The 20,560-nt window shown below is 40.0% G+C and carries 8 protein-coding genes, 4 tRNA genes and 7 rRNA genes; 14 read left to right on the plus strand and 5 right to left on the minus strand.

Features of this window, described 5'->3' with window-relative positions:
• The first annotated feature begins 45 nt into the window (after positions 1 to 45).
• From rrf (AB3G36_RS08525) to rrf (AB3G36_RS08585), 13 genes are all read left to right on the plus strand, one after another.
• A 5S ribosomal RNA gene (rrf, locus tag AB3G36_RS08525) occupies positions 46 to 155 on the plus strand.
• A gap of 1,244 nt (positions 156 to 1,399) precedes the next feature.
• Positions 1,400 to 1,564: a hypothetical protein gene (locus AB3G36_RS08530; RefSeq protein ID WP_367757861.1), complete on the plus strand. Its 165-nt coding sequence runs from the start codon at positions 1,400 to 1,402 to the stop codon at positions 1,562 to 1,564.
• A 3-nt stretch (positions 1,565 to 1,567) separates the two neighbouring features.
• A 16S ribosomal RNA gene (locus AB3G36_RS08535) occupies positions 1,568 to 3,081 on the plus strand.
• A gap of 127 nt (positions 3,082 to 3,208) precedes the next feature.
• Positions 3,209 to 3,282 (plus strand) — tRNA-Ile (locus AB3G36_RS08540).
• 115 nt (positions 3,283 to 3,397) lie between these two features.
• A tRNA-Ala gene (locus AB3G36_RS08545) sits at positions 3,398 to 3,471 on the plus strand.
• 186 nt (positions 3,472 to 3,657) lie between these two features.
• Positions 3,658 to 6,542: ribosomal RNA gene (locus tag AB3G36_RS08550) — 23S ribosomal RNA — on the plus strand.
• A 144-nt stretch (positions 6,543 to 6,686) separates the two neighbouring features.
• A 5S ribosomal RNA gene (gene rrf, locus AB3G36_RS08555) occupies positions 6,687 to 6,796 on the plus strand.
• 1,244 nt (positions 6,797 to 8,040) lie between these two features.
• On the plus strand, positions 8,041 to 8,205 hold the full coding sequence (locus AB3G36_RS08560; protein WP_367757861.1) for a hypothetical protein: 165 nt from the start codon (positions 8,041 to 8,043) through the stop codon (positions 8,203 to 8,205).
• Positions 8,206 to 8,208: 3 nt separating this feature from the next.
• A 16S ribosomal RNA gene (locus AB3G36_RS08565) occupies positions 8,209 to 9,722 on the plus strand.
• Between the two features lie 127 nt (positions 9,723 to 9,849).
• A tRNA-Ile gene (locus tag AB3G36_RS08570) sits at positions 9,850 to 9,923 on the plus strand.
• A 115-nt stretch (positions 9,924 to 10,038) separates the two neighbouring features.
• Positions 10,039 to 10,112, plus strand: a tRNA-Ala gene (locus tag AB3G36_RS08575).
• 186 nt (positions 10,113 to 10,298) lie between these two features.
• A 23S ribosomal RNA gene (locus AB3G36_RS08580) occupies positions 10,299 to 13,183 on the plus strand.
• 144 nt (positions 13,184 to 13,327) lie between these two features.
• Positions 13,328 to 13,437, plus strand: a 5S ribosomal RNA gene (rrf, locus tag AB3G36_RS08585).
• Together the 16S, 23S and 5S rRNA genes with 4 tRNA genes alongside form the textbook arrangement of a ribosomal RNA operon.
• A 151-nt stretch (positions 13,438 to 13,588) precedes the next feature.
• Here the strand turns inward: rrf (AB3G36_RS08585) and AB3G36_RS08590 are convergent.
• The 3 genes from AB3G36_RS08590 to AB3G36_RS08600 are packed head-to-tail and all read right to left on the minus strand — an operon-like array spanning position 13,589 to position 15,712.
• Positions 13,589 to 14,542, minus strand: a complete 954-nt coding sequence (locus tag AB3G36_RS08590; protein ID WP_367757913.1) for a transposase — start codon at positions 14,540 to 14,542, stop codon at positions 13,589 to 13,591.
• Between the two features lie 13 nt (positions 14,543 to 14,555).
• Positions 14,556 to 14,918, minus strand: coding sequence for a transposase (locus tag AB3G36_RS08595; RefSeq protein WP_367753414.1), 363 nt, complete (start codon positions 14,916 to 14,918; stop codon positions 14,556 to 14,558).
• A 53-nt stretch (positions 14,919 to 14,971) separates the two neighbouring features.
• A complete protein-coding gene (locus tag AB3G36_RS08600) occupies positions 14,972 to 15,712 on the minus strand; it encodes a hypothetical protein (protein WP_367757863.1) in 741 nt (246 codons plus the stop codon).
• Positions 15,713 to 15,903: 191 nt separating this feature from the next.
• On the opposite strand from AB3G36_RS08600, the gene pafA reads away from it, so the two are divergent.
• On the plus strand, positions 15,904 to 17,517 hold the full coding sequence (gene pafA / locus AB3G36_RS08605; protein ID WP_367757865.1) for an alkaline phosphatase PafA: 1,614 nt from the start codon (positions 15,904 to 15,906) through the stop codon (positions 17,515 to 17,517).
• A gap of 59 nt (positions 17,518 to 17,576) precedes the next feature.
• Here the strand turns inward: pafA and lysA are convergent, their stop codons facing one another.
• Together lysA and AB3G36_RS08615 are read right to left on the minus strand one after the other, a co-directional pair.
• Positions 17,577 to 18,794: a diaminopimelate decarboxylase gene (gene lysA / locus AB3G36_RS08610; RefSeq protein ID WP_367751782.1), complete on the minus strand. Its 1,218-nt coding sequence runs from the start codon at positions 18,792 to 18,794 to the stop codon at positions 17,577 to 17,579.
• A 310-nt stretch (positions 18,795 to 19,104) separates the two neighbouring features.
• Positions 19,105 to 20,559 (minus strand): glutamate synthase subunit beta, encoded by a 1,455-nt coding sequence (locus AB3G36_RS08615; protein ID WP_367751784.1) that lies wholly within the window; start codon positions 20,557 to 20,559, stop codon positions 19,105 to 19,107.
• Between the last annotated feature and the right edge of the window lies 1 nt (position 20,560).

Consider the following 20,560-nt stretch of genomic DNA (forward strand, 5'->3'; position numbering starts at 1 on the left):
AGATAAATGATCATTGAAAAATTGCCCAAAGCAATTATAACTTCTTAAGGTGGTTATTGCGGCGGGGCTCACCTCTTCCCATCCCGAACAGAGTAGTTAAGCCCGCCTGCGCAGATGGTACTGCAGTTATGTGGGAGAGTATGTCGTCGCCTTTCTTTTGAGAACCCTATTCATTTATGTGAATAGGGTTTTTTTGTGCGCAAAAAAATCGATTTTTCTTCAAGGAATGGATATTAGAAAAGAAATAGTAACTAGAATCCTAATGATTTATGTGTTTTCAGAACAATATATCTAATCCAACCGTAGTTCGGCAGATTTTGCTATGTAAATCACCTTTTTTTCTGAATATAAAAATGTACCAAAGCAGTAAATATTAGATTTTGGTATGGGTAATAGTTTTATTATTTATAGTGACGAAAGCATTTGCTATGTAATGAAGTGGTTTTTGATTGAGATTAAATAAGGGAATATCAACTTAATATATTTTAGTCTGACAATTGACTTTAGTTTAATTTATTCTCTAGTAAATAAGTCAATAGGAACATAAACGAAATTCTCACTCAATTATAACACTAAAGGTTTGGAGTGTATTTTTACTGCAAACAATTTACGGGTATTTTTGAATGATTCGATGACAGTATCCGATTTTCGTGGTCAGACTAAAAAAATCAGACCTCTCAAGGGTTCATCTAATTGTTATTGAAATTTGAATGGAACAGGAGTTGTCTAAAGTGGATTTCTTACTTTCATTTTGCATTCTTTTAAAAGAATATTTTTGGATAAGAGCTACGAGAGTATTGCTTTGTTATGTCAATGAAGCGCGGTTTGGGTAAAGATTGGAACTGGTTGCTGACGATTTTAAGGACTTGCTTTGCTTTAGGGAGTTGCTACTGTCTGTTTTTGGTTTTTGATTTAGGGTTGATCAGACTTTAAAAGGGGCTTGGGCGTATCTCATATGGTCATTCTTTTTTTAGAGAAGCTTTTTTTGGATAAAATACGATTGAAAGAGCGGAGTTAGTCTGTCTTGTTAGGACGATAGAAGTGCTATTGGGAAAGGCTATATTTTGCGGAGGTAGTTCAAACTGCTTTATTAAAGCTTCTCTGTCGATAAGGGAGTATTGGATGGATAAAAAAAAACTTTATTTAAAATACGGGTTTTCAACAACTTAAAAACAAAGTTACGAAAAGGTTAAAAAAAAGGTATTAAAAGTATTGAATAACGGTATAAAGGTGTTATTTTTGCACCCGCAACAACGCAGACGTTCTTTAAAATACTGGCAAGCAAACGAGATTAATCAGGAAATTTATTTTCTAAAAAAGTTTCAAAAAAGCTTGTGAGGTTTAAAAGTAATATCTACTTTTGCACCCGCTTCGAGCGGCACGTTAAGTGTTGCTACGATTGGCAAACAAGATAAGACACGTTCCTAGACATATTGAATTGACAGCCGTTTTTGAGAGAGATTTCAAAGACAAAAGAATAAGAGTAATAGAATCGAGAGATTTGAAAAAACCACTAGACCTTCAGTCAAAAATAAATAGAGAATCATTTATGGTTCTCGCATAATATACGATGAAGAGTTTGATCCTGGCTCAGGATGAACGCTAGCGGCAGGCTTAACACATGCAAGTCGAGGGGTATAGTTCTTCGGAATTAGAGACCGGCGCACGGGTGCGTAACGCGTATGCAATCTACCTTTCACAGAGGGATAGCCCAGAGAAATTTGGATTAATACCTCATAGTATAATTGAATGGCATCATTTAATTATTAAAGATTTATCGGTGAAAGATGAGCATGCGTCCCATTAGCTAGTTGGTATGGTAACGGCATACCAAGGCTACGATGGGTAGGGGTCCTGAGAGGGAGATCCCCCACACTGGTACTGAGACACGGACCAGACTCCTACGGGAGGCAGCAGTGAGGAATATTGGACAATGGGCGCAAGCCTGATCCAGCCATGCCGCGTGCAGGATGACGGTCCTATGGATTGTAAACTGCTTTTATACGAGAAGAAACACTCCTTCGTGAAGGAGCTTGACGGTATCGTAAGAATAAGGATCGGCTAACTCCGTGCCAGCAGCCGCGGTAATACGGAGGATCCAAGCGTTATCCGGAATCATTGGGTTTAAAGGGTCCGTAGGCGGTTTAGTAAGTCAGTGGTGAAAGCCCATCGCTCAACGGTGGAACGGCCATTGATACTGCTAGACTTGAATTATTAGGAAGTAACTAGAATATGTAGTGTAGCGGTGAAATGCTTAGAGATTACATGGAATACCAATTGCGAAGGCAGGTTACTACTAATATATTGACGCTGATGGACGAAAGCGTGGGTAGCGAACAGGATTAGATACCCTGGTAGTCCACGCCGTAAACGATGGATACTAGCTGTTGGGAGCAATCTCAGTGGCTAAGCGAAAGTGATAAGTATCCCACCTGGGGAGTACGAACGCAAGTTTGAAACTCAAAGGAATTGACGGGGGCCCGCACAAGCGGTGGAGCATGTGGTTTAATTCGATGATACGCGAGGAACCTTACCAAGGCTTAAATGTAGTTTGACCGGTTTGGAAACAGACTTTTCGCAAGACAAATTACAAGGTGCTGCATGGTTGTCGTCAGCTCGTGCCGTGAGGTGTCAGGTTAAGTCCTATAACGAGCGCAACCCCTGTTGTTAGTTGCCAGCGAGTCATGTCGGGAACTCTAACGAGACTGCCAGTGCAAACTGTGAGGAAGGTGGGGATGACGTCAAATCATCACGGCCCTTACGCCTTGGGCTACACACGTGCTACAATGGCCGGTACAGAGAGCAGCCACTGGGTGACCAGGAGCGAATCTACAAAACCGGTCACAGTTCGGATCGGAGTCTGCAACTCGACTCCGTGAAGCTGGAATCGCTAGTAATCGGATATCAGCCATGATCCGGTGAATACGTTCCCGGGCCTTGTACACACCGCCCGTCAAGCCATGGAAGCTGGGGGTGCCTGAAGTCGGTGACCGCAAGGAGCTGCCTAGGGTAAAACTGGTAACTAGGGCTAAGTCGTAACAAGGTAGCCGTACCGGAAGGTGCGGCTGGAACACCTCCTTTCTAGAGCCTTAGTGTTAGCTTATTTATAAGCACGGTAGGGAAAGAGACGAAAAGAGAAAGTGGAAACAAAGATTAAGAATTTATTACTCTTGCTGTTAGTTCAAATAATACAATTTAAGAATAAGAGTGTCTCGTAGCTCAGCTGGTTAGAGTACTACACTGATAATGTAGGGGTCGACAGTTCGAGTCTGTCCGAGACAACTATTAAACTTAAATAGATTCTGAAATAAATTCAGAATAAAAGGAAATTTTAGAAGTATGAGTATGAATTATACATTAATTCAAAATTCACCATTCATGATTTAAAATTTGAAACGGGGGATTAGCTCAGCTGGCTAGAGCGCCTGCCTTGCACGCAGGAGGTCAACGGTTCGACTCCGTTATTCTCCACAAATCAAAAGTTTATGTGTTGATTTGTTAAATCGGTTAAACGATTAAACGAAAAAAAACGATTAAGCGATTGAAAAAAGTTCATTGACATATTGAGATAAGAAAAATATAAAAAGTAGAAAGCGTTTTTTACTATTTATAGTAAAAAACAAACAAAAACGGTCTTAATTAATTTTAAGATTGGTACAATAAGCAAAATAAGGGCGTATGGGGGATGCCTTGGCTCTCAGAGGCGATGAAAGGCGTGATAAGCTGCGAAAAGCTACGGGGACGGGCACACACCGATTGATCCGTAGATACCTGAATGGGGCAACCCACTAGATTGAAGATCTAGTACACCGATAGGTGGGCAAACCCGCTGAACTGAAACATCTAAGTAGGCGGAGGAGAAGAAAACAAAAGTGATTCCGTAAGTAGTGGCGAGCGAACGCGGATTAGCCCAAACCAATGTTGTTACGGCAATGTTGGGGTTGTAGGACCACGATATTCAATGTAAAACGAACTAGAATCTACTGGAAAGTAGAACCAAAGAGGGTGATAGTCCTGTATAGGTAAGTGATATAATTGATAGTGGTATCCTGAGTAGGGCGGGACACGAGAAATCCTGTCTGAATTTGGCGGGACCATCCGCTAAGGCTAAATACTCCTGAGAGACCGATAGTGAACCAGTACCGTGAGGGAAAGGTGAAAAGAACCGTGAATAACGGAGTGAAATAGATCCTGAAACCATACGCTTACAAGCGGTCGGAGCCCCTTCGTGGGGTGACGGCGTGCCTTTTGCATAATGAGCCTACGAGTTAACGTTGCTGGCAAGGATAAGTGGTTAAGCCACGGATCCGTAGCGAAAGCGAGTCTGAATAGGGCGCTTTAGTCAGTAGTGTTAGACGCGAAACCGTGTGATCTACCCATGGACAGGTTGAAGCTGTGGTAACACATAGTGGAGGACCGAACCCGTTGACGTTGAAAAGTCTTGGGATGATCTGTGGGTAGGGGTGAAAGGCCAATCAAACTCGGAAATAGCTCGTACTCCCCGAAATGCATTTAGGTGCAGCGTTAGTTATAAAGTTATATAGAGGTAGAGCTACTGATTGGATGCGGGGGCTTCACCGCCTACCAATTCCTGACAAACTCCGAATGCTATATAATGTTCACTAACAGTGAGGGCTTGGGTGCTAAGGTCCAAGTCCGAGAGGGAAAGAACCCAGACCATCAGCTAAGGTCCCCAAATATATACTAAGTTGAAAGAACGAGGTTTGTCTGCATAGACAGCTAGGATGTTGGCTTGGAAGCAGCCATTCATTTAAAGAGTGCGTAACAGCTCACTAGTCGAGCGGACGAGCATGGATAATAATCGGGCATAAGTATATTACCGAAGCTATGGATTTACAATTTATTGTAAGTGGTAGGGGAGCATTCTCACAGGGTAGAAGGTGTATCGTAAGGTATGCTGGACCGGTGAGAAAAGAAAATGTAGGCATAAGTAACGATAATGCGGGCGAGAAACCCGCACACCGAAAGACTAAGGTTTCCACAGCTATGCTAATCAGCTGTGGGTTAGTCGGGACCTAAGGCGAACCCGAAAGGGACAGTCGATGGACAACGGGTTAATATTCCCGTACTACTGTTAACTGTGATGGGGTGACGGAGTGATGAAAGTGCCGCGAACTGACGGAATAGTTCGTTGAAGTACCTACCTATAAGACCCGCAGGCAAATCCACGGGTTTTGGGGAAATACGATAGTACTCGGCGTCTTCGGACAAAGAGATAGTGCACCTAAGGGCTTCCAAGAAAAACCTCTAAACTTCAGGTTAATAGTACCCGTACCGCAAACCGACACAGGTAGTCGAGATGAGAATTCTAAGGTGCTCGAGAGATTCATGGCTAAGGAATTAGGCAAAATAGACCCGTAACTTCGGGAGAAGGGTCGCCAGCAGCAATGCTGGCCGCAGTGAAGAGGTCCAGGCGACTGTTTATCAAAAACACAGGGCTCTGCAAAATCGTAAGATGAAGTATAGGGCCTGACACCTGCCCGGTGCTGGAAGGTTAAGTGGAGATGTTATCTTCGGAGAAGCATTGAAATGAAGCCCCAGTAAACGGCGGCCGTAACTATAACGGTCCTAAGGTAGCGAAATTCCTTGTCGGGTAAGTTCCGACCTGCACGAATGGTGTAACGATCTGGACACTGTCTCAGCCATGAGCTCGGTGAAATTGTAGTAACGGTGAAGATGCCGTTTACCCGCAGTGGGACGAAAAGACCCTGTGCACCTTTACTATAGCTTAGTATTGACCTTGGATAAATGATGTGTAGGATAGGTTGGAGACTGTGAAGTGGCGTCGCTAGGCGTTGTGGAGTCATTGTTGAAATACAACCCTTTGTTTATCTGAGGCCTAACCCCGCGTTTGCGGGGGACATTGCTTGGTGGGTAGTTTGACTGGGGTGGTCGCCTCCAAAAGAGTAACGGAGGCTTCTAAAGGTTCCCTCAGTACGCTTGGTAACCGTGCGTAGAGTGCAATGGCATAAGGGAGCTTGACTGAGAGACATACAGGTCGATCAGGTACGAAAGTAGAGCATAGTGATCCGGTGGTTCCGCATGGAAGGGCCATCGCTCAAAGGATAAAAGGTACGCCGGGGATAACAGGCTGATCTCCCCCAAGAGCTCATATCGACGGGGGGGTTTGGCACCTCGATGTCGGCTCGTCACATCCTGGGGCTGGAGAAGGTCCCAAGGGTTGGGCTGTTCGCCCATTAAAGTGGCACGCGAGCTGGGTTCAGAACGTCGTGAGACAGTTCGGTCTCTATCTACTGTGGGCGCAAGAAATTTGAGTGGATCTGATTCTAGTACGAGAGGACCGAATTGGACAAACCTCTAGTGTATCTGTTGTCACGCCAGTGGCATGGCAGAGTAGCTACGTTTGGAAGGGATAAGCGCTGAAAGCATATAAGCGCGAAACCCACCACAAGATGAGATTTCTTTTAAGGATCGTGGGAGATGACCACGTTGATAGGCTATAGATGTAAAGGCAGTAATGTCATAGTCGAGTAGTACTAATAATCCGTAAGCTTATGTACACCTTTCCAGCCTCGCAAGAGGCTGGGGAAACTTTCTAAAAAAATACTTTTTTCTTTATCTCAGTATGTTAAGATATTGTTCAATTGATTTTTATCATAAGATAAATGATCATTGAAAAATTGCCCAAAGCAATTATAACTTCTTAAGGTGGTTATTGCGGCGGGGCTCACCTCTTCCCATCCCGAACAGAGTAGTTAAGCCCGCCTGCGCAGATGGTACTGCAGTTATGTGGGAGAGTATGTCGTCGCCTTTCTTTTGAGAACCCTATTCATTTATGTGAATAGGGTTTTTTTGTGCGCAAAAAAATCGATTTTTCTTCAAGGAATGGATATTAGAAAAGAAATAGTAACTAGAATCCTAATGATTTATGTGTTTTCAGAACAATATATCTAATCCAACCGTAGTTCGGCAGATTTTGCTATGTAAATCACCTTTTTTTCTGAATATAAAAATGTACCAAAGCAGTAAATATTAGATTTTGGTATGGGTAATAGTTTTATTATTTATAGTGACGAAAGCATTTGCTATGTAATGAAGTGGTTTTTGATTGAGATTAAATAAGGGAATATCAACTTAATATATTTTAGTCTGACAATTGACTTTAGTTTAATTTATTCTCTAGTAAATAAGTCAATAGGAACATAAACGAAATTCTCACTCAATTATAACACTAAAGGTTTGGAGTGTATTTTTACTGCAAACAATTTACGGGTATTTTTGAATGATTCGATGACAGTATCCGATTTTCGTGGTCAGACTAAAAAAATCAGACCTCTCAAGGGTTCATCTAATTGTTATTGAAATTTGAATGGAACAGGAGTTGTCTAAAGTGGATTTCTTACTTTCATTTTGCATTCTTTTAAAAGAATATTTTTGGATAAGAGCTACGAGAGTATTGCTTTGTTATGTCAATGAAGCGCGGTTTGGGTAAAGATTGGAACTGGTTGCTGACGATTTTAAGGACTTGCTTTGCTTTAGGGAGTTGCTACTGTCTGTTTTTGGTTTTTGATTTAGGGTTGATCAGACTTTAAAAGGGGCTTGGGCGTATCTCATATGGTCATTCTTTTTTTAGAGAAGCTTTTTTTGGATAAAATACGATTGAAAGAGCGGAGTTAGTCTGTCTTGTTAGGACGATAGAAGTGCTATTGGGAAAGGCTATATTTTGCGGAGGTAGTTCAAACTGCTTTATTAAAGCTTCTCTGTCGATAAGGGAGTATTGGATGGATAAAAAAAAACTTTATTTAAAATACGGGTTTTCAACAACTTAAAAACAAAGTTACGAAAAGGTTAAAAAAAAGGTATTAAAAGTATTGAATAACGGTATAAAGGTGTTATTTTTGCACCCGCAACAACGCAGACGTTCTTTAAAATACTGGCAAGCAAACGAGATTAATCAGGAAATTTATTTTCTAAAAAAGTTTCAAAAAAGCTTGTGAGGTTTAAAAGTAATATCTACTTTTGCACCCGCTTCGAGCGGCACGTTAAGTGTTGCTACGATTGGCAAACAAGATAAGACACGTTCCTAGACATATTGAATTGACAGCCGTTTTTGAGAGAGATTTCAAAGACAAAAGAATAAGAGTAATAGAATCGAGAGATTTGAAAAAACCACTAGACCTTCAGTCAAAAATAAATAGAGAATCATTTATGGTTCTCGCATAATATACGATGAAGAGTTTGATCCTGGCTCAGGATGAACGCTAGCGGCAGGCTTAACACATGCAAGTCGAGGGGTATAGTTCTTCGGAATTAGAGACCGGCGCACGGGTGCGTAACGCGTATGCAATCTACCTTTCACAGAGGGATAGCCCAGAGAAATTTGGATTAATACCTCATAGTATAATTGAATGGCATCATTTAATTATTAAAGATTTATCGGTGAAAGATGAGCATGCGTCCCATTAGCTAGTTGGTATGGTAACGGCATACCAAGGCTACGATGGGTAGGGGTCCTGAGAGGGAGATCCCCCACACTGGTACTGAGACACGGACCAGACTCCTACGGGAGGCAGCAGTGAGGAATATTGGACAATGGGCGCAAGCCTGATCCAGCCATGCCGCGTGCAGGATGACGGTCCTATGGATTGTAAACTGCTTTTATACGAGAAGAAACACTCCTTCGTGAAGGAGCTTGACGGTATCGTAAGAATAAGGATCGGCTAACTCCGTGCCAGCAGCCGCGGTAATACGGAGGATCCAAGCGTTATCCGGAATCATTGGGTTTAAAGGGTCCGTAGGCGGTTTAGTAAGTCAGTGGTGAAAGCCCATCGCTCAACGGTGGAACGGCCATTGATACTGCTAGACTTGAATTATTAGGAAGTAACTAGAATATGTAGTGTAGCGGTGAAATGCTTAGAGATTACATGGAATACCAATTGCGAAGGCAGGTTACTACTAATATATTGACGCTGATGGACGAAAGCGTGGGTAGCGAACAGGATTAGATACCCTGGTAGTCCACGCCGTAAACGATGGATACTAGCTGTTGGGAGCAATCTCAGTGGCTAAGCGAAAGTGATAAGTATCCCACCTGGGGAGTACGAACGCAAGTTTGAAACTCAAAGGAATTGACGGGGGCCCGCACAAGCGGTGGAGCATGTGGTTTAATTCGATGATACGCGAGGAACCTTACCAAGGCTTAAATGTAGTTTGACCGGTTTGGAAACAGACTTTTCGCAAGACAAATTACAAGGTGCTGCATGGTTGTCGTCAGCTCGTGCCGTGAGGTGTCAGGTTAAGTCCTATAACGAGCGCAACCCCTGTTGTTAGTTGCCAGCGAGTCATGTCGGGAACTCTAACGAGACTGCCAGTGCAAACTGTGAGGAAGGTGGGGATGACGTCAAATCATCACGGCCCTTACGCCTTGGGCTACACACGTGCTACAATGGCCGGTACAGAGAGCAGCCACTGGGTGACCAGGAGCGAATCTACAAAACCGGTCACAGTTCGGATCGGAGTCTGCAACTCGACTCCGTGAAGCTGGAATCGCTAGTAATCGGATATCAGCCATGATCCGGTGAATACGTTCCCGGGCCTTGTACACACCGCCCGTCAAGCCATGGAAGCTGGGGGTGCCTGAAGTCGGTGACCGCAAGGAGCTGCCTAGGGTAAAACTGGTAACTAGGGCTAAGTCGTAACAAGGTAGCCGTACCGGAAGGTGCGGCTGGAACACCTCCTTTCTAGAGCCTTAGTGTTAGCTTATTTATAAGCACGGTAGGGAAAGAGACGAAAAGAGAAAGTGGAAACAAAGATTAAGAATTTATTACTCTTGCTGTTAGTTCAAATAATACAATTTAAGAATAAGAGTGTCTCGTAGCTCAGCTGGTTAGAGTACTACACTGATAATGTAGGGGTCGACAGTTCGAGTCTGTCCGAGACAACTATTAAACTTAAATAGATTCTGAAATAAATTCAGAATAAAAGGAAATTTTAGAAGTATGAGTATGAATTATACATTAATTCAAAATTCACCATTCATGATTTAAAATTTGAAACGGGGGATTAGCTCAGCTGGCTAGAGCGCCTGCCTTGCACGCAGGAGGTCAACGGTTCGACTCCGTTATTCTCCACAAATCAAAAGTTTATGTGTTGATTTGTTAAATCGGTTAAACGATTAAACGAAAAAAAACGATTAAGCGATTGAAAAAAGTTCATTGACATATTGAGATAAGAAAAATATAAAAAGTAGAAAGCGTTTTTTACTATTTATAGTAAAAAACAAACAAAAACGGTCTTAATTAATTTTAAGATTGGTACAATAAGCAAAATAAGGGCGTATGGGGGATGCCTTGGCTCTCAGAGGCGATGAAAGGCGTGATAAGCTGCGAAAAGCTACGGGGACGGGCACACACCGATTGATCCGTAGATACCTGAATGGGGCAACCCACTAGATTGAAGATCTAGTACACCGATAGGTGGGCAAACCCGCTGAACTGAAACATCTAAGTAGGCGGAGGAGAAGAAAACAAAAGTGATTCCGTAAGTAGTGGCGAGCGAACGCGGATTAGCCCAAACCAATGTTGTTACGGCAATGTTGGGGTTGTAGGACCACGATATTCAATGTAAAACGAACTAGAATCTACTGGAAAGTAGAACCAAAGAGGGTGATAGTCCTGTATAGGTAAGTGATATAATTGATAGTGGTATCCTGAGTAGGGCGGGACACGAGAAATCCTGTCTGAATTTGGCGGGACCATCCGCTAAGGCTAAATACTCCTGAGAGACCGATAGTGAACCAGTACCGTGAGGGAAAGGTGAAAAGAACCGTGAATAACGGAGTGAAATAGATCCTGAAACCATACGCTTACAAGCGGTCGGAGCCCCTTCGTGGGGTGACGGCGTGCCTTTTGCATAATGAGCCTACGAGTTAACGTTGCTGGCAAGGATAAGTGGTTAAGCCACGGATCCGTAGCGAAAGCGAGTCTGAATAGGGCGCTTTAGTCAGTAGTGTTAGACGCGAAACCGTGTGATCTACCCATGGACAGGTTGAAGCTGTGGTAACACATAGTGGAGGACCGAACCCGTTGACGTTGAAAAGTCTTGGGATGATCTGTGGGTAGGGGTGAAAGGCCAATCAAACTCGGAAATAGCTCGTACTCCCCGAAATGCATTTAGGTGCAGCGTTAGTTATAAAGTTATATAGAGGTAGAGCTACTGATTGGATGCGGGGGCTTCACCGCCTACCAATTCCTGACAAACTCCGAATGCTATATAATGTTCACTAACAGTGAGGGCTTGGGTGCTAAGGTCCAAGTCCGAGAGGGAAAGAACCCAGACCATCAGCTAAGGTCCCCAAATATATACTAAGTTGAAAGAACGAGGTTTGTCTGCATAGACAGCTAGGATGTTGGCTTGGAAGCAGCCATTCATTTAAAGAGTGCGTAACAGCTCACTAGTCGAGCGGACGAGCATGGATAATAATCGGGCATAAGTATATTACCGAAGCTATGGATTTACAATTTATTGTAAGTGGTAGGGGAGCATTCTCACAGGGTAGAAGGTGTATCGTAAGGTATGCTGGACCGGTGAGAAAAGAAAATGTAGGCATAAGTAACGATAATGCGGGCGAGAAACCCGCACACCGAAAGACTAAGGTTTCCACAGCTATGCTAATCAGCTGTGGGTTAGTCGGGACCTAAGGCGAACCCGAAAGGGACAGTCGATGGACAACGGGTTAATATTCCCGTACTACTGTTAACTGTGATGGGGTGACGGAGTGATGAAAGTGCCGCGAACTGACGGAATAGTTCGTTGAAGTACCTACCTATAAGACCCGCAGGCAAATCCACGGGTTTTGGGGAAATACGATAGTACTCGGCGTCTTCGGACAAAGAGATAGTGCACCTAAGGGCTTCCAAGAAAAACCTCTAAACTTCAGGTTAATAGTACCCGTACCGCAAACCGACACAGGTAGTCGAGATGAGAATTCTAAGGTGCTCGAGAGATTCATGGCTAAGGAATTAGGCAAAATAGACCCGTAACTTCGGGAGAAGGGTCGCCAGCAGCAATGCTGGCCGCAGTGAAGAGGTCCAGGCGACTGTTTATCAAAAACACAGGGCTCTGCAAAATCGTAAGATGAAGTATAGGGCCTGACACCTGCCCGGTGCTGGAAGGTTAAGTGGAGATGTTATCTTCGGAGAAGCATTGAAATGAAGCCCCAGTAAACGGCGGCCGTAACTATAACGGTCCTAAGGTAGCGAAATTCCTTGTCGGGTAAGTTCCGACCTGCACGAATGGTGTAACGATCTGGACACTGTCTCAGCCATGAGCTCGGTGAAATTGTAGTAACGGTGAAGATGCCGTTTACCCGCAGTGGGACGAAAAGACCCTGTGCACCTTTACTATAGCTTAGTATTGACCTTGGATAAATGATGTGTAGGATAGGTTGGAGACTGTGAAGTGGCGTCGCTAGGCGTTGTGGAGTCATTGTTGAAATACAACCCTTTGTTTATCTGAGGCCTAACCCCGCGTTTGCGGGGGACATTGCTTGGTGGGTAGTTTGACTGGGGTGGTCGCCTCCAAAAGAGTAACGGAGGCTTCTAAAGGTTCCCTCAGTACGCTTGGTAACCGTGCGTAGAGTGCAATGGCATAAGGGAGCTTGACTGAGAGACATACAGGTCGATCAGGTACGAAAGTAGAGCATAGTGATCCGGTGGTTCCGCATGGAAGGGCCATCGCTCAAAGGATAAAAGGTACGCCGGGGATAACAGGCTGATCTCCCCCAAGAGCTCATATCGACGGGGGGGTTTGGCACCTCGATGTCGGCTCGTCACATCCTGGGGCTGGAGAAGGTCCCAAGGGTTGGGCTGTTCGCCCATTAAAGTGGCACGCGAGCTGGGTTCAGAACGTCGTGAGACAGTTCGGTCTCTATCTACTGTGGGCGCAAGAAATTTGAGTGGATCTGATTCTAGTACGAGAGGACCGAATTGGACAAACCTCTAGTGTATCTGTTGTCACGCCAGTGGCATGGCAGAGTAGCTACGTTTGGAAGGGATAAGCGCTGAAAGCATATAAGCGCGAAACCCACCACAAGATGAGATTTCTTTTAAGGATCGTGGGAGATGACCACGTTGATAGGCTATAGATGTAAAGGCAGTAATGTCATAGTCGAGTAGTACTAATAATCCGTAAGCTTATGTACACCTTTCCAGCCTCGCAAGAGGCTGGGGAAACTTTCTAAAAAAATACTTTTTTCTTTATCTCAGTATGTTAAGATATTGTTCAATTGATTTTTATCATAAGATAAATGATCATTGAAAAATTGCCCAAAGCAATTATAACTTCTTAAGGTGGTTATTGCGGCGGGGCTCACCTCTTCCCATCCCGAACAGAGTAGTTAAGCCCGCCTGCGCAGATGGTACTGCAGTTATGTGGGAGAGTATGTCGTCGCCTTTCTTTTGAGAACCCTATTCATTTATGTGAATAGGGTTTTTTGTTTTGAATTTTTGTCTTTATTCTATTTTTTTATTCTTATTTGCATCGCATAATCATAGGTGTCAAGTGCGGTGATTGAGGATCAATCCCAAAACCTGTGGAGCAACAAAAATTAAGCATAAATATTTGTTAGTCTAAAAAGGAAAAACTCAATGTTCCTAACACCTCTAAATTGAGATCTAAACGCTTTTATTTTGGCGTTGAAAGATTCAGCTGATGCATTTGTGCTTCGATAATCAAAATAGTTCAATATGTTTTGATAATGATTGATTATGGTTCGAGATATTGTATTGAAAGACTTAAACCCAGATTGACTTACCTTTTCATGCCATTTTGCAAGTCTAGCAAAACCGATTATTTTATCGGCTGTACTTTCAAAAATGTTGCGTAATCCTTGAGATAGATTGTAAGCCTCTTTGATATCAGGATATAATTCAAATAATAAATGGGCACGTTGTAATTGATTTTCAGACCATTTTGATTTATTCTTGTATAAGAAATAGCGACTTCTGGCTAGTAATTGTTTAAGTGTATCCCCGTTAGTCAACACTACAGATTCGAACTTTTTCTTGTTTTCCTTGGCTTTTTCTATAGCTTCATTTTCCTGATCTATTGCTTGCCAACGGTATTTGATTCTGATTTCTTGTAAGGCCTCTGTGGCCAATTTTTGAACGTGGAATCTATCGATGACACGAGTTGCATTAGGAAAACATTTCTTGGCAATTAACCCCATATTTCCTGCCATATCTAGGGTTATCTCTGTGACTAGATTTCGTTGTTTAAGAGGTATCTTTTCAATGATAGCGATTACTGTTTCAGCTTTAGTTCCAGCAACCATTGCAACGATGGTTCCTTTTCTACCTTTTGCTGCTTTATTAGTTAGAATTGTATAGAGCTCACCGTTGGATAGTGAGGTTTCGTCCAATGACAGTCTTTTTCCAATGTTTTCAGGAAAAATAAGCCATTCTTTTGCGTGTGGTTTTTGATTCCAGATTTTAAAATCACTTAAGAAATCTTTGTAATGATGTTGCAGATTCTTACCGCTTACACCGTAGAAAGAAGCAATAGCATTGCAATCATTAGGCTTGGAATCTATTGATTTCTTTTAAAAAAGACGCGAACTCCTGTGTTACCCGAGTTCCGTCTGCTACTAAATTCCAATCCCTAAATACAACTTGTCCACTATCTTCGTTAAGCCATCTTCTGCGGGTGATATGTAGATAAACTTGATGTCCACGGATTGGAAAATCTTGAACAGTTATCTCATCAAAGAATCCTTTTGAACTTAATTTGTTTTGACGATATTCTTTTGGAATCGAATTAATCTCTTTTAAATAAAGATGAAGAATTTCTTCCCCTTTTTTATATGAAGTAAGTTCAAAATAATCAACTATAATTTCTGGTAACAATAACTTGAGAAGTTCAACAAAAGAATCTTGCATTTGTATTAAATTTATAAATACAAATATCTTAATTTAATATTTCCCCACAACATTTAGACTTGATCCGTGATTGATATTTTCTCGGGTTCAACAAAAGATAAATAGTTCCGTATTTTTTCTTCCGTAAAACGCTGAGACCAGAAACCTTCTTTAGTAGCCGTAAAACTATCTTTTTCATCAGTTATTATCGTCATACCCATCTTAAGATAGGAATGCTCTTGTTTTAATCTAGTTCTATCATTGTCAATATATGAGGCACCAATTACTATTTCACCTCCAGTGTTCAACAACTGATACAAATTTGAAAATATAGTTTCAAATTTTTCATTTTTTGATAGATCAAACCGCTTCTCTGATGGATTATAGCTTTCAAAATTAAAATTATCAGGGTAAAAGTTGCCAGCCGTAAACCAGGTGATAATAATTATATCATATTTTTTCTTCCATTTATCTAAGTTGATGGCGTCTTCAAGATAGACCGCTACTTTATCATCAATTTTTAATTCTTTTGCTGTCTGTCTTGACAGTATTACACATGCTTCGGCATTATCAGTGCCGTCAAAGGAATCCACCATATCCCACATTTCAGGGATACCACTAAGATGCTTTGCTATTCTGGCATTTCCTATTCCGATATCAAGAATAGACAAAGGTGTTTTCTTTCTTTGATACAATTCTGTAATGACCTTTTTAAGTTCTACAAATTCTGCCCATTGTGCTTGAATTAATTCTTCTGACAAGTAATTTTTATCCCAAGAATTCTGAAAAATTTCTTTGTTATCATACATTTCCATTATTTGTGTTTTTAGAAGATAATTCACAATTTAAATTTAAACAATTTTGGATAGTGTGTAGAAATAATTGGATTGTTTTATAATTAAATATAATCATAAAAGTTATTATTATATTAATTCTTTCTCTTATTTGTTTCATATTTTCGGTTTCTGAAATCTATAATGTATTTTTGTTGTTATAAAATTTTATTATGAAGAAAATATTTTTGTTTTTGGCTGTTATTATCATGTCAAATTTACAAGCACAGGAGAGACCTAAATTGGTTGTAGGTATTGTTGTTGATCAAATGAAAATGGAATATTTATTTCGTTTTTCGAATGATTTTTCAAATGATGGTTTCAAAAGATTAATGGGAAATGGATATACTTTTCAAAATATGCATTATAATTATATGCCCACTTATACTGCTCCTGGGCATGCCTCAATTTATACAGGTACAACTCCTGCAATTCATGGTATTGTAAGTAATGAGTGGTTTAGTAGAAAATTGGGTAAAGAGATGTATTGTACAGATGATGCAAGTGTTAACACTGTAGGGGATGGAACTAAAGAAGAAGGTGAGATGTCTCCTAAAAATCTTTTAACGACTACTATTACTGATGAGTTGCGTATGGGGACTAATTTTAAAGGTAAGGTAATCGGTTTGAGTCTTAAAGATCGCGGTGCTATATTGCCAGCTGGTCATTTTGCTAATTGGGCTTTTTGGTACAGTAAAACAGGTTCTTTTATTTCTAGTTCTTTTTATGGTGAAAAATTACCTGATTGGGTTCAAAAATTCAATGATGAGAAACATTATATGCCATATATCAATAATGGATGGGATTTATTAAAGCCAAAGTCAACTTATAATGAAAGTTTGGAGGATAATAATCCGTATGAAGGGAAGTTATATAATAGTGTGGCTCCCGTTTTTCCTTATAATTTAAAGGATATGTATGCTAATAATGATGCAGGTGTATTGCGTTCTACTCCATTTGGAAATAATTTGCTAGCTGAGTTTGCAATGCGAGCTATTGAAAAAGAGGAATTAGGGAAAGATAATATTACTGATTTTTTAACGGTTAGTTTTTCTTCTACTGACTATGTAGGTCATTTATTGGGGCCAAGATCAATGGAACTACAAGATACTTATTTGCGATTAGATCAAACAATTGCTGATTTTTTGAATTATTTGGACAAAACAGTTGGAAAAGATAATTACTTATTGTTTTTGACTGCTGATCATGCAGGTGCTGAAAATGTAAACTATCTTAAAGATCATAAATACAATGTAAGCAGTATAAGTCCTAAAGATATTAGAAATAATTTAAAGGATTTTTCTGTGAAAACTTTTGGAACGGACTTAGTTTTAAATTATTCAAATTTCAATTTATTTTTTAATGAAGAAATTATTAAAACTAAAAACCTTGATTTAAGTGTAGTAAAAGAGGCTTTTAAAGAATTTTTAATGACTCAGGATTATGTTAAAAGAGTGTATACTGAAGATGAAATTTTAAATTCAACAGGGAATGATTATTTCTTGAACTTTATCGCTAAGGGATATGATGTAACTCAAAATGGCGATTTAGTTATTTTAGATAAACCTGGTTATATCGAGTACCTTGGAACAGGAACTTCTCATGGAACTACTTATACTTATGATACTCACGTTCCCGCTATTTTTTACGGTTGGCATATTAAAAAGGGAGAATCATTTGATAAAAAAGTCATTACTCAAATTGCGCCCACAATCGCGCAGAAGATAAAAGTTTCTTTTCCTAATGGAACGGAAGCAAATGTTCTTGAGGAAGTTTTAAAGGACTAGGTTATGATAGAAACGAAAAAAGGTGTATTTTAAAATACACCTTTTTTTTGCTTTTATTTTTAAACAGTAGCTTCTACTGGTAATGGAATTTGATTTTTTAATAAGTCTTCAAATGTTTCATGAGCACGTATTAAGTGACCTTGGCCATTCATCCATAATACTTCAGCTGGTTTGTATCGTGAATTATAGTTGGATGCCATTGAATAACAATAAGCACCTGCATTTCTAAAACTTAATATATCACCTTCTTTAATTTCAGGTATTCTTCTATTGTTTGCAAAAGTATCTGTCTCACAAATATATCCAACAACAGAATAGAAGCGTTCTTTTCCTTTTGGATTAGAAATGTTATCAATATGGTGTTGTGAACCATATAACATCGGACGTATTAAATGGTTGAATCCACTATCAACTCCAGCAAAAACGGTCGATGTTGTTTGTTTGATTACATTTACTTTTACTAAAAAAGACCCAGCTTCACTCACTAGAAATTTACCTGGTTCGAATATTAATGTCAATTCTTTTCCATACTCTGTACAGAAAGCATTGAATCTTTTAGTTAATTTCTTTCCTAATTCTTCAATATCTGTTTCGATATCGTCTTTTTTGTAAGGCACTTTGAATCCGCTTCCAAAATCTAAGAACTCTAAGTTTTTGAAGTTTTTTGCTGCATCAAATAAAATTTCGGCAGCGTATAAGAATACTTCAATATCTAAAATATCTGAACCAGTATGCATGTGAATACCAACAATGTTCATTTTAGTATTTTCAACAATACGCACTAAATGTGGTAATTGGTGCACTGAGATTCCAAATTTACTATCAATATGTCCTACAGAAATATTGGCATTTCCACCTGCCATTACGTGAGGATTGATTCGGATACAAACAGGAACATTTGGGTGTTTAGCACCGAATTGCTCCAATATAGATAAGTTATCAATATTGATTTGAACTCCTAAAGCATGTACTTCTTCAATTTCCTCAAGAGATACACCGTTTGGAGTATAAAATATTTTTTCTGGATCATATCCTGCATGAAGCCCTAATTGTACTTCTTGAATTGATACGGTATCAAGTCCCGATCCCATTTCTTTTAATAGTTGTAAAATAGCAACATTAGATAATGCTTTCATTGCATAATTGATGCGTAACTTCTCAACTTTAGAAAATGCTTTTGTTAATCTGTTGTATTGTGATTTTATTTTATCGGCATCATAAACGTATAATGGACTGCCAAATTGTTCTGCTAGCTGAAGTAAGTCTTTTGATTGCATTGTTATATTATTTTTAGCAAATTTATTATTCTTTATTTGTTCTCACAAGCGATTTTACGAATTCTAACAAATTGTAACAAAAAGTTACAAAATAAACAAAACAACCATTTATTTGTGTTATTTTAATTTTTCGGGTGAGGGATAGTAGCGTATAGCCCACAGTCGCTGTAGTTTTTACGAAAGCGACGAGGACTTGAAGCGTACAGCCCGACCATACAGTAACGATAGTGGATGTATGGACACCTCCTAAAACTAAAAAATGACTGCCCAAAAATAGATTTGGCAGTCATTTTATATTGTTTATTTGAAATTACAAACTTGGTAAATCTCCATTGCCTTTAGTAGGTAAGTTGGTAGACCCCATCAAGTAGAAGTCCACTTCACGTGCCGCTTCGCGACCTTCTGATATTGCCCAAACAATTAACGATTGTCCGCGACGCATATCTCCAGCAGTGAAAATATTAGGTACATTAGTTTGATAGTTAGTTGCTTTGTAATTGCTTCTCATATCTGTTTCTAGCCCTAATTGCTGGCTTAAAGTTTTTTCAGGACCAGTAAATCCTAAAGCAAGTAATGCTAAATCACAAGGCCAAGTTTTTTCGGATCCTTCTTTTTCGATTAATTCTGGTCTTTGTCCTAGAGTTATTTTCCAAGCCACTTCAACAGTTTTTAATCCAACTAATTCACCTTTATCATTTGCGATAAATTCTTTAGTGTTTATTAGCCAGTTTCTATCACATCCTTCTTCATGTGAAGATGAAGTTTTAAGTTGCAAAGGCCAAAATGGCCAAGGTGTAGTCTCGCTTCTTCCTACTGGAGGTTTTGGCATGATTTCAAAATTAGTAACCGATTTTGCACCGTGTCTGTTTGAAGTTCCAACACAGTCAGAACCAGTATCTCCACCACCAATCACGATAACATCTTTACCAGTAGCTTTTATTTGGTTAGGAATATCCTCACCGTAAAGTACTTTAGTTTGTTGTGTTAAAAAGTCCATTGCTTGAACGACTCCTTTTGTTTCAATTCCTTTTGTAGGCAAGCTTCTTCTCTCAGTAGCACCACCACATAAAACAATTGAATCAAATTCATTTAATTGATCAACGCTATAATTTACACCAACATTTACGTTAGTTTTAAAAGTGATTCCTTCAAGTTCTAGAATTTTTACACGTCTGTCGATAATTCCTTTTTCTAATTTAAAATTTGGAATTCCATAACGTAGTAAACCACCTATTGCATTGTCTCTTTCGAAAACAGTTACTGTGTGTCCAGCACGATTTAATTGTTGTGCTGCTGCTAATCCAGCTGGCCCAGACCCAATTACGGCTACTGTTTTTCCAGTTCTTGTTGCAGGAGTTTGTGGTTTTATCCATCCTTCAGCGAAACCTCTTTCGATAATGTTTTTCTCAATATTTTCAATAGCAACTGGCTCTTCAATAATTCCTAATACACATGATTTTTCACATGGAGCAGGGCATAAACGACCTGTGAATTCTGGAAAGTTATTGGTAGATTGTAAAATCTCCAAGGCACTTTGCCATTCTTCTTGATGTACCATGTCGTTAAAATCTGGAATTAAATTTCCTAATGGACATGAACTATGGCAAAATGGGATTCCGCAATCCATACATCTTGAACCTTGCTCTTTTATCTTTTCTTTTGATAACGGAATAGTAAATTCATTGTAATTTACTACTCTTTCTTGTACTGCTATATTACTTTCGTCTGTTCTATCGTATTCTTTAAATCCGCCTATCTTTCCCATA

The sequence above is a fragment of the Flavobacterium sp. WC2430 genome (assembly GCF_040822075.1).
Classification (GTDB): Bacteria; Bacteroidota; Bacteroidia; order Flavobacteriales; family Flavobacteriaceae; genus Flavobacterium.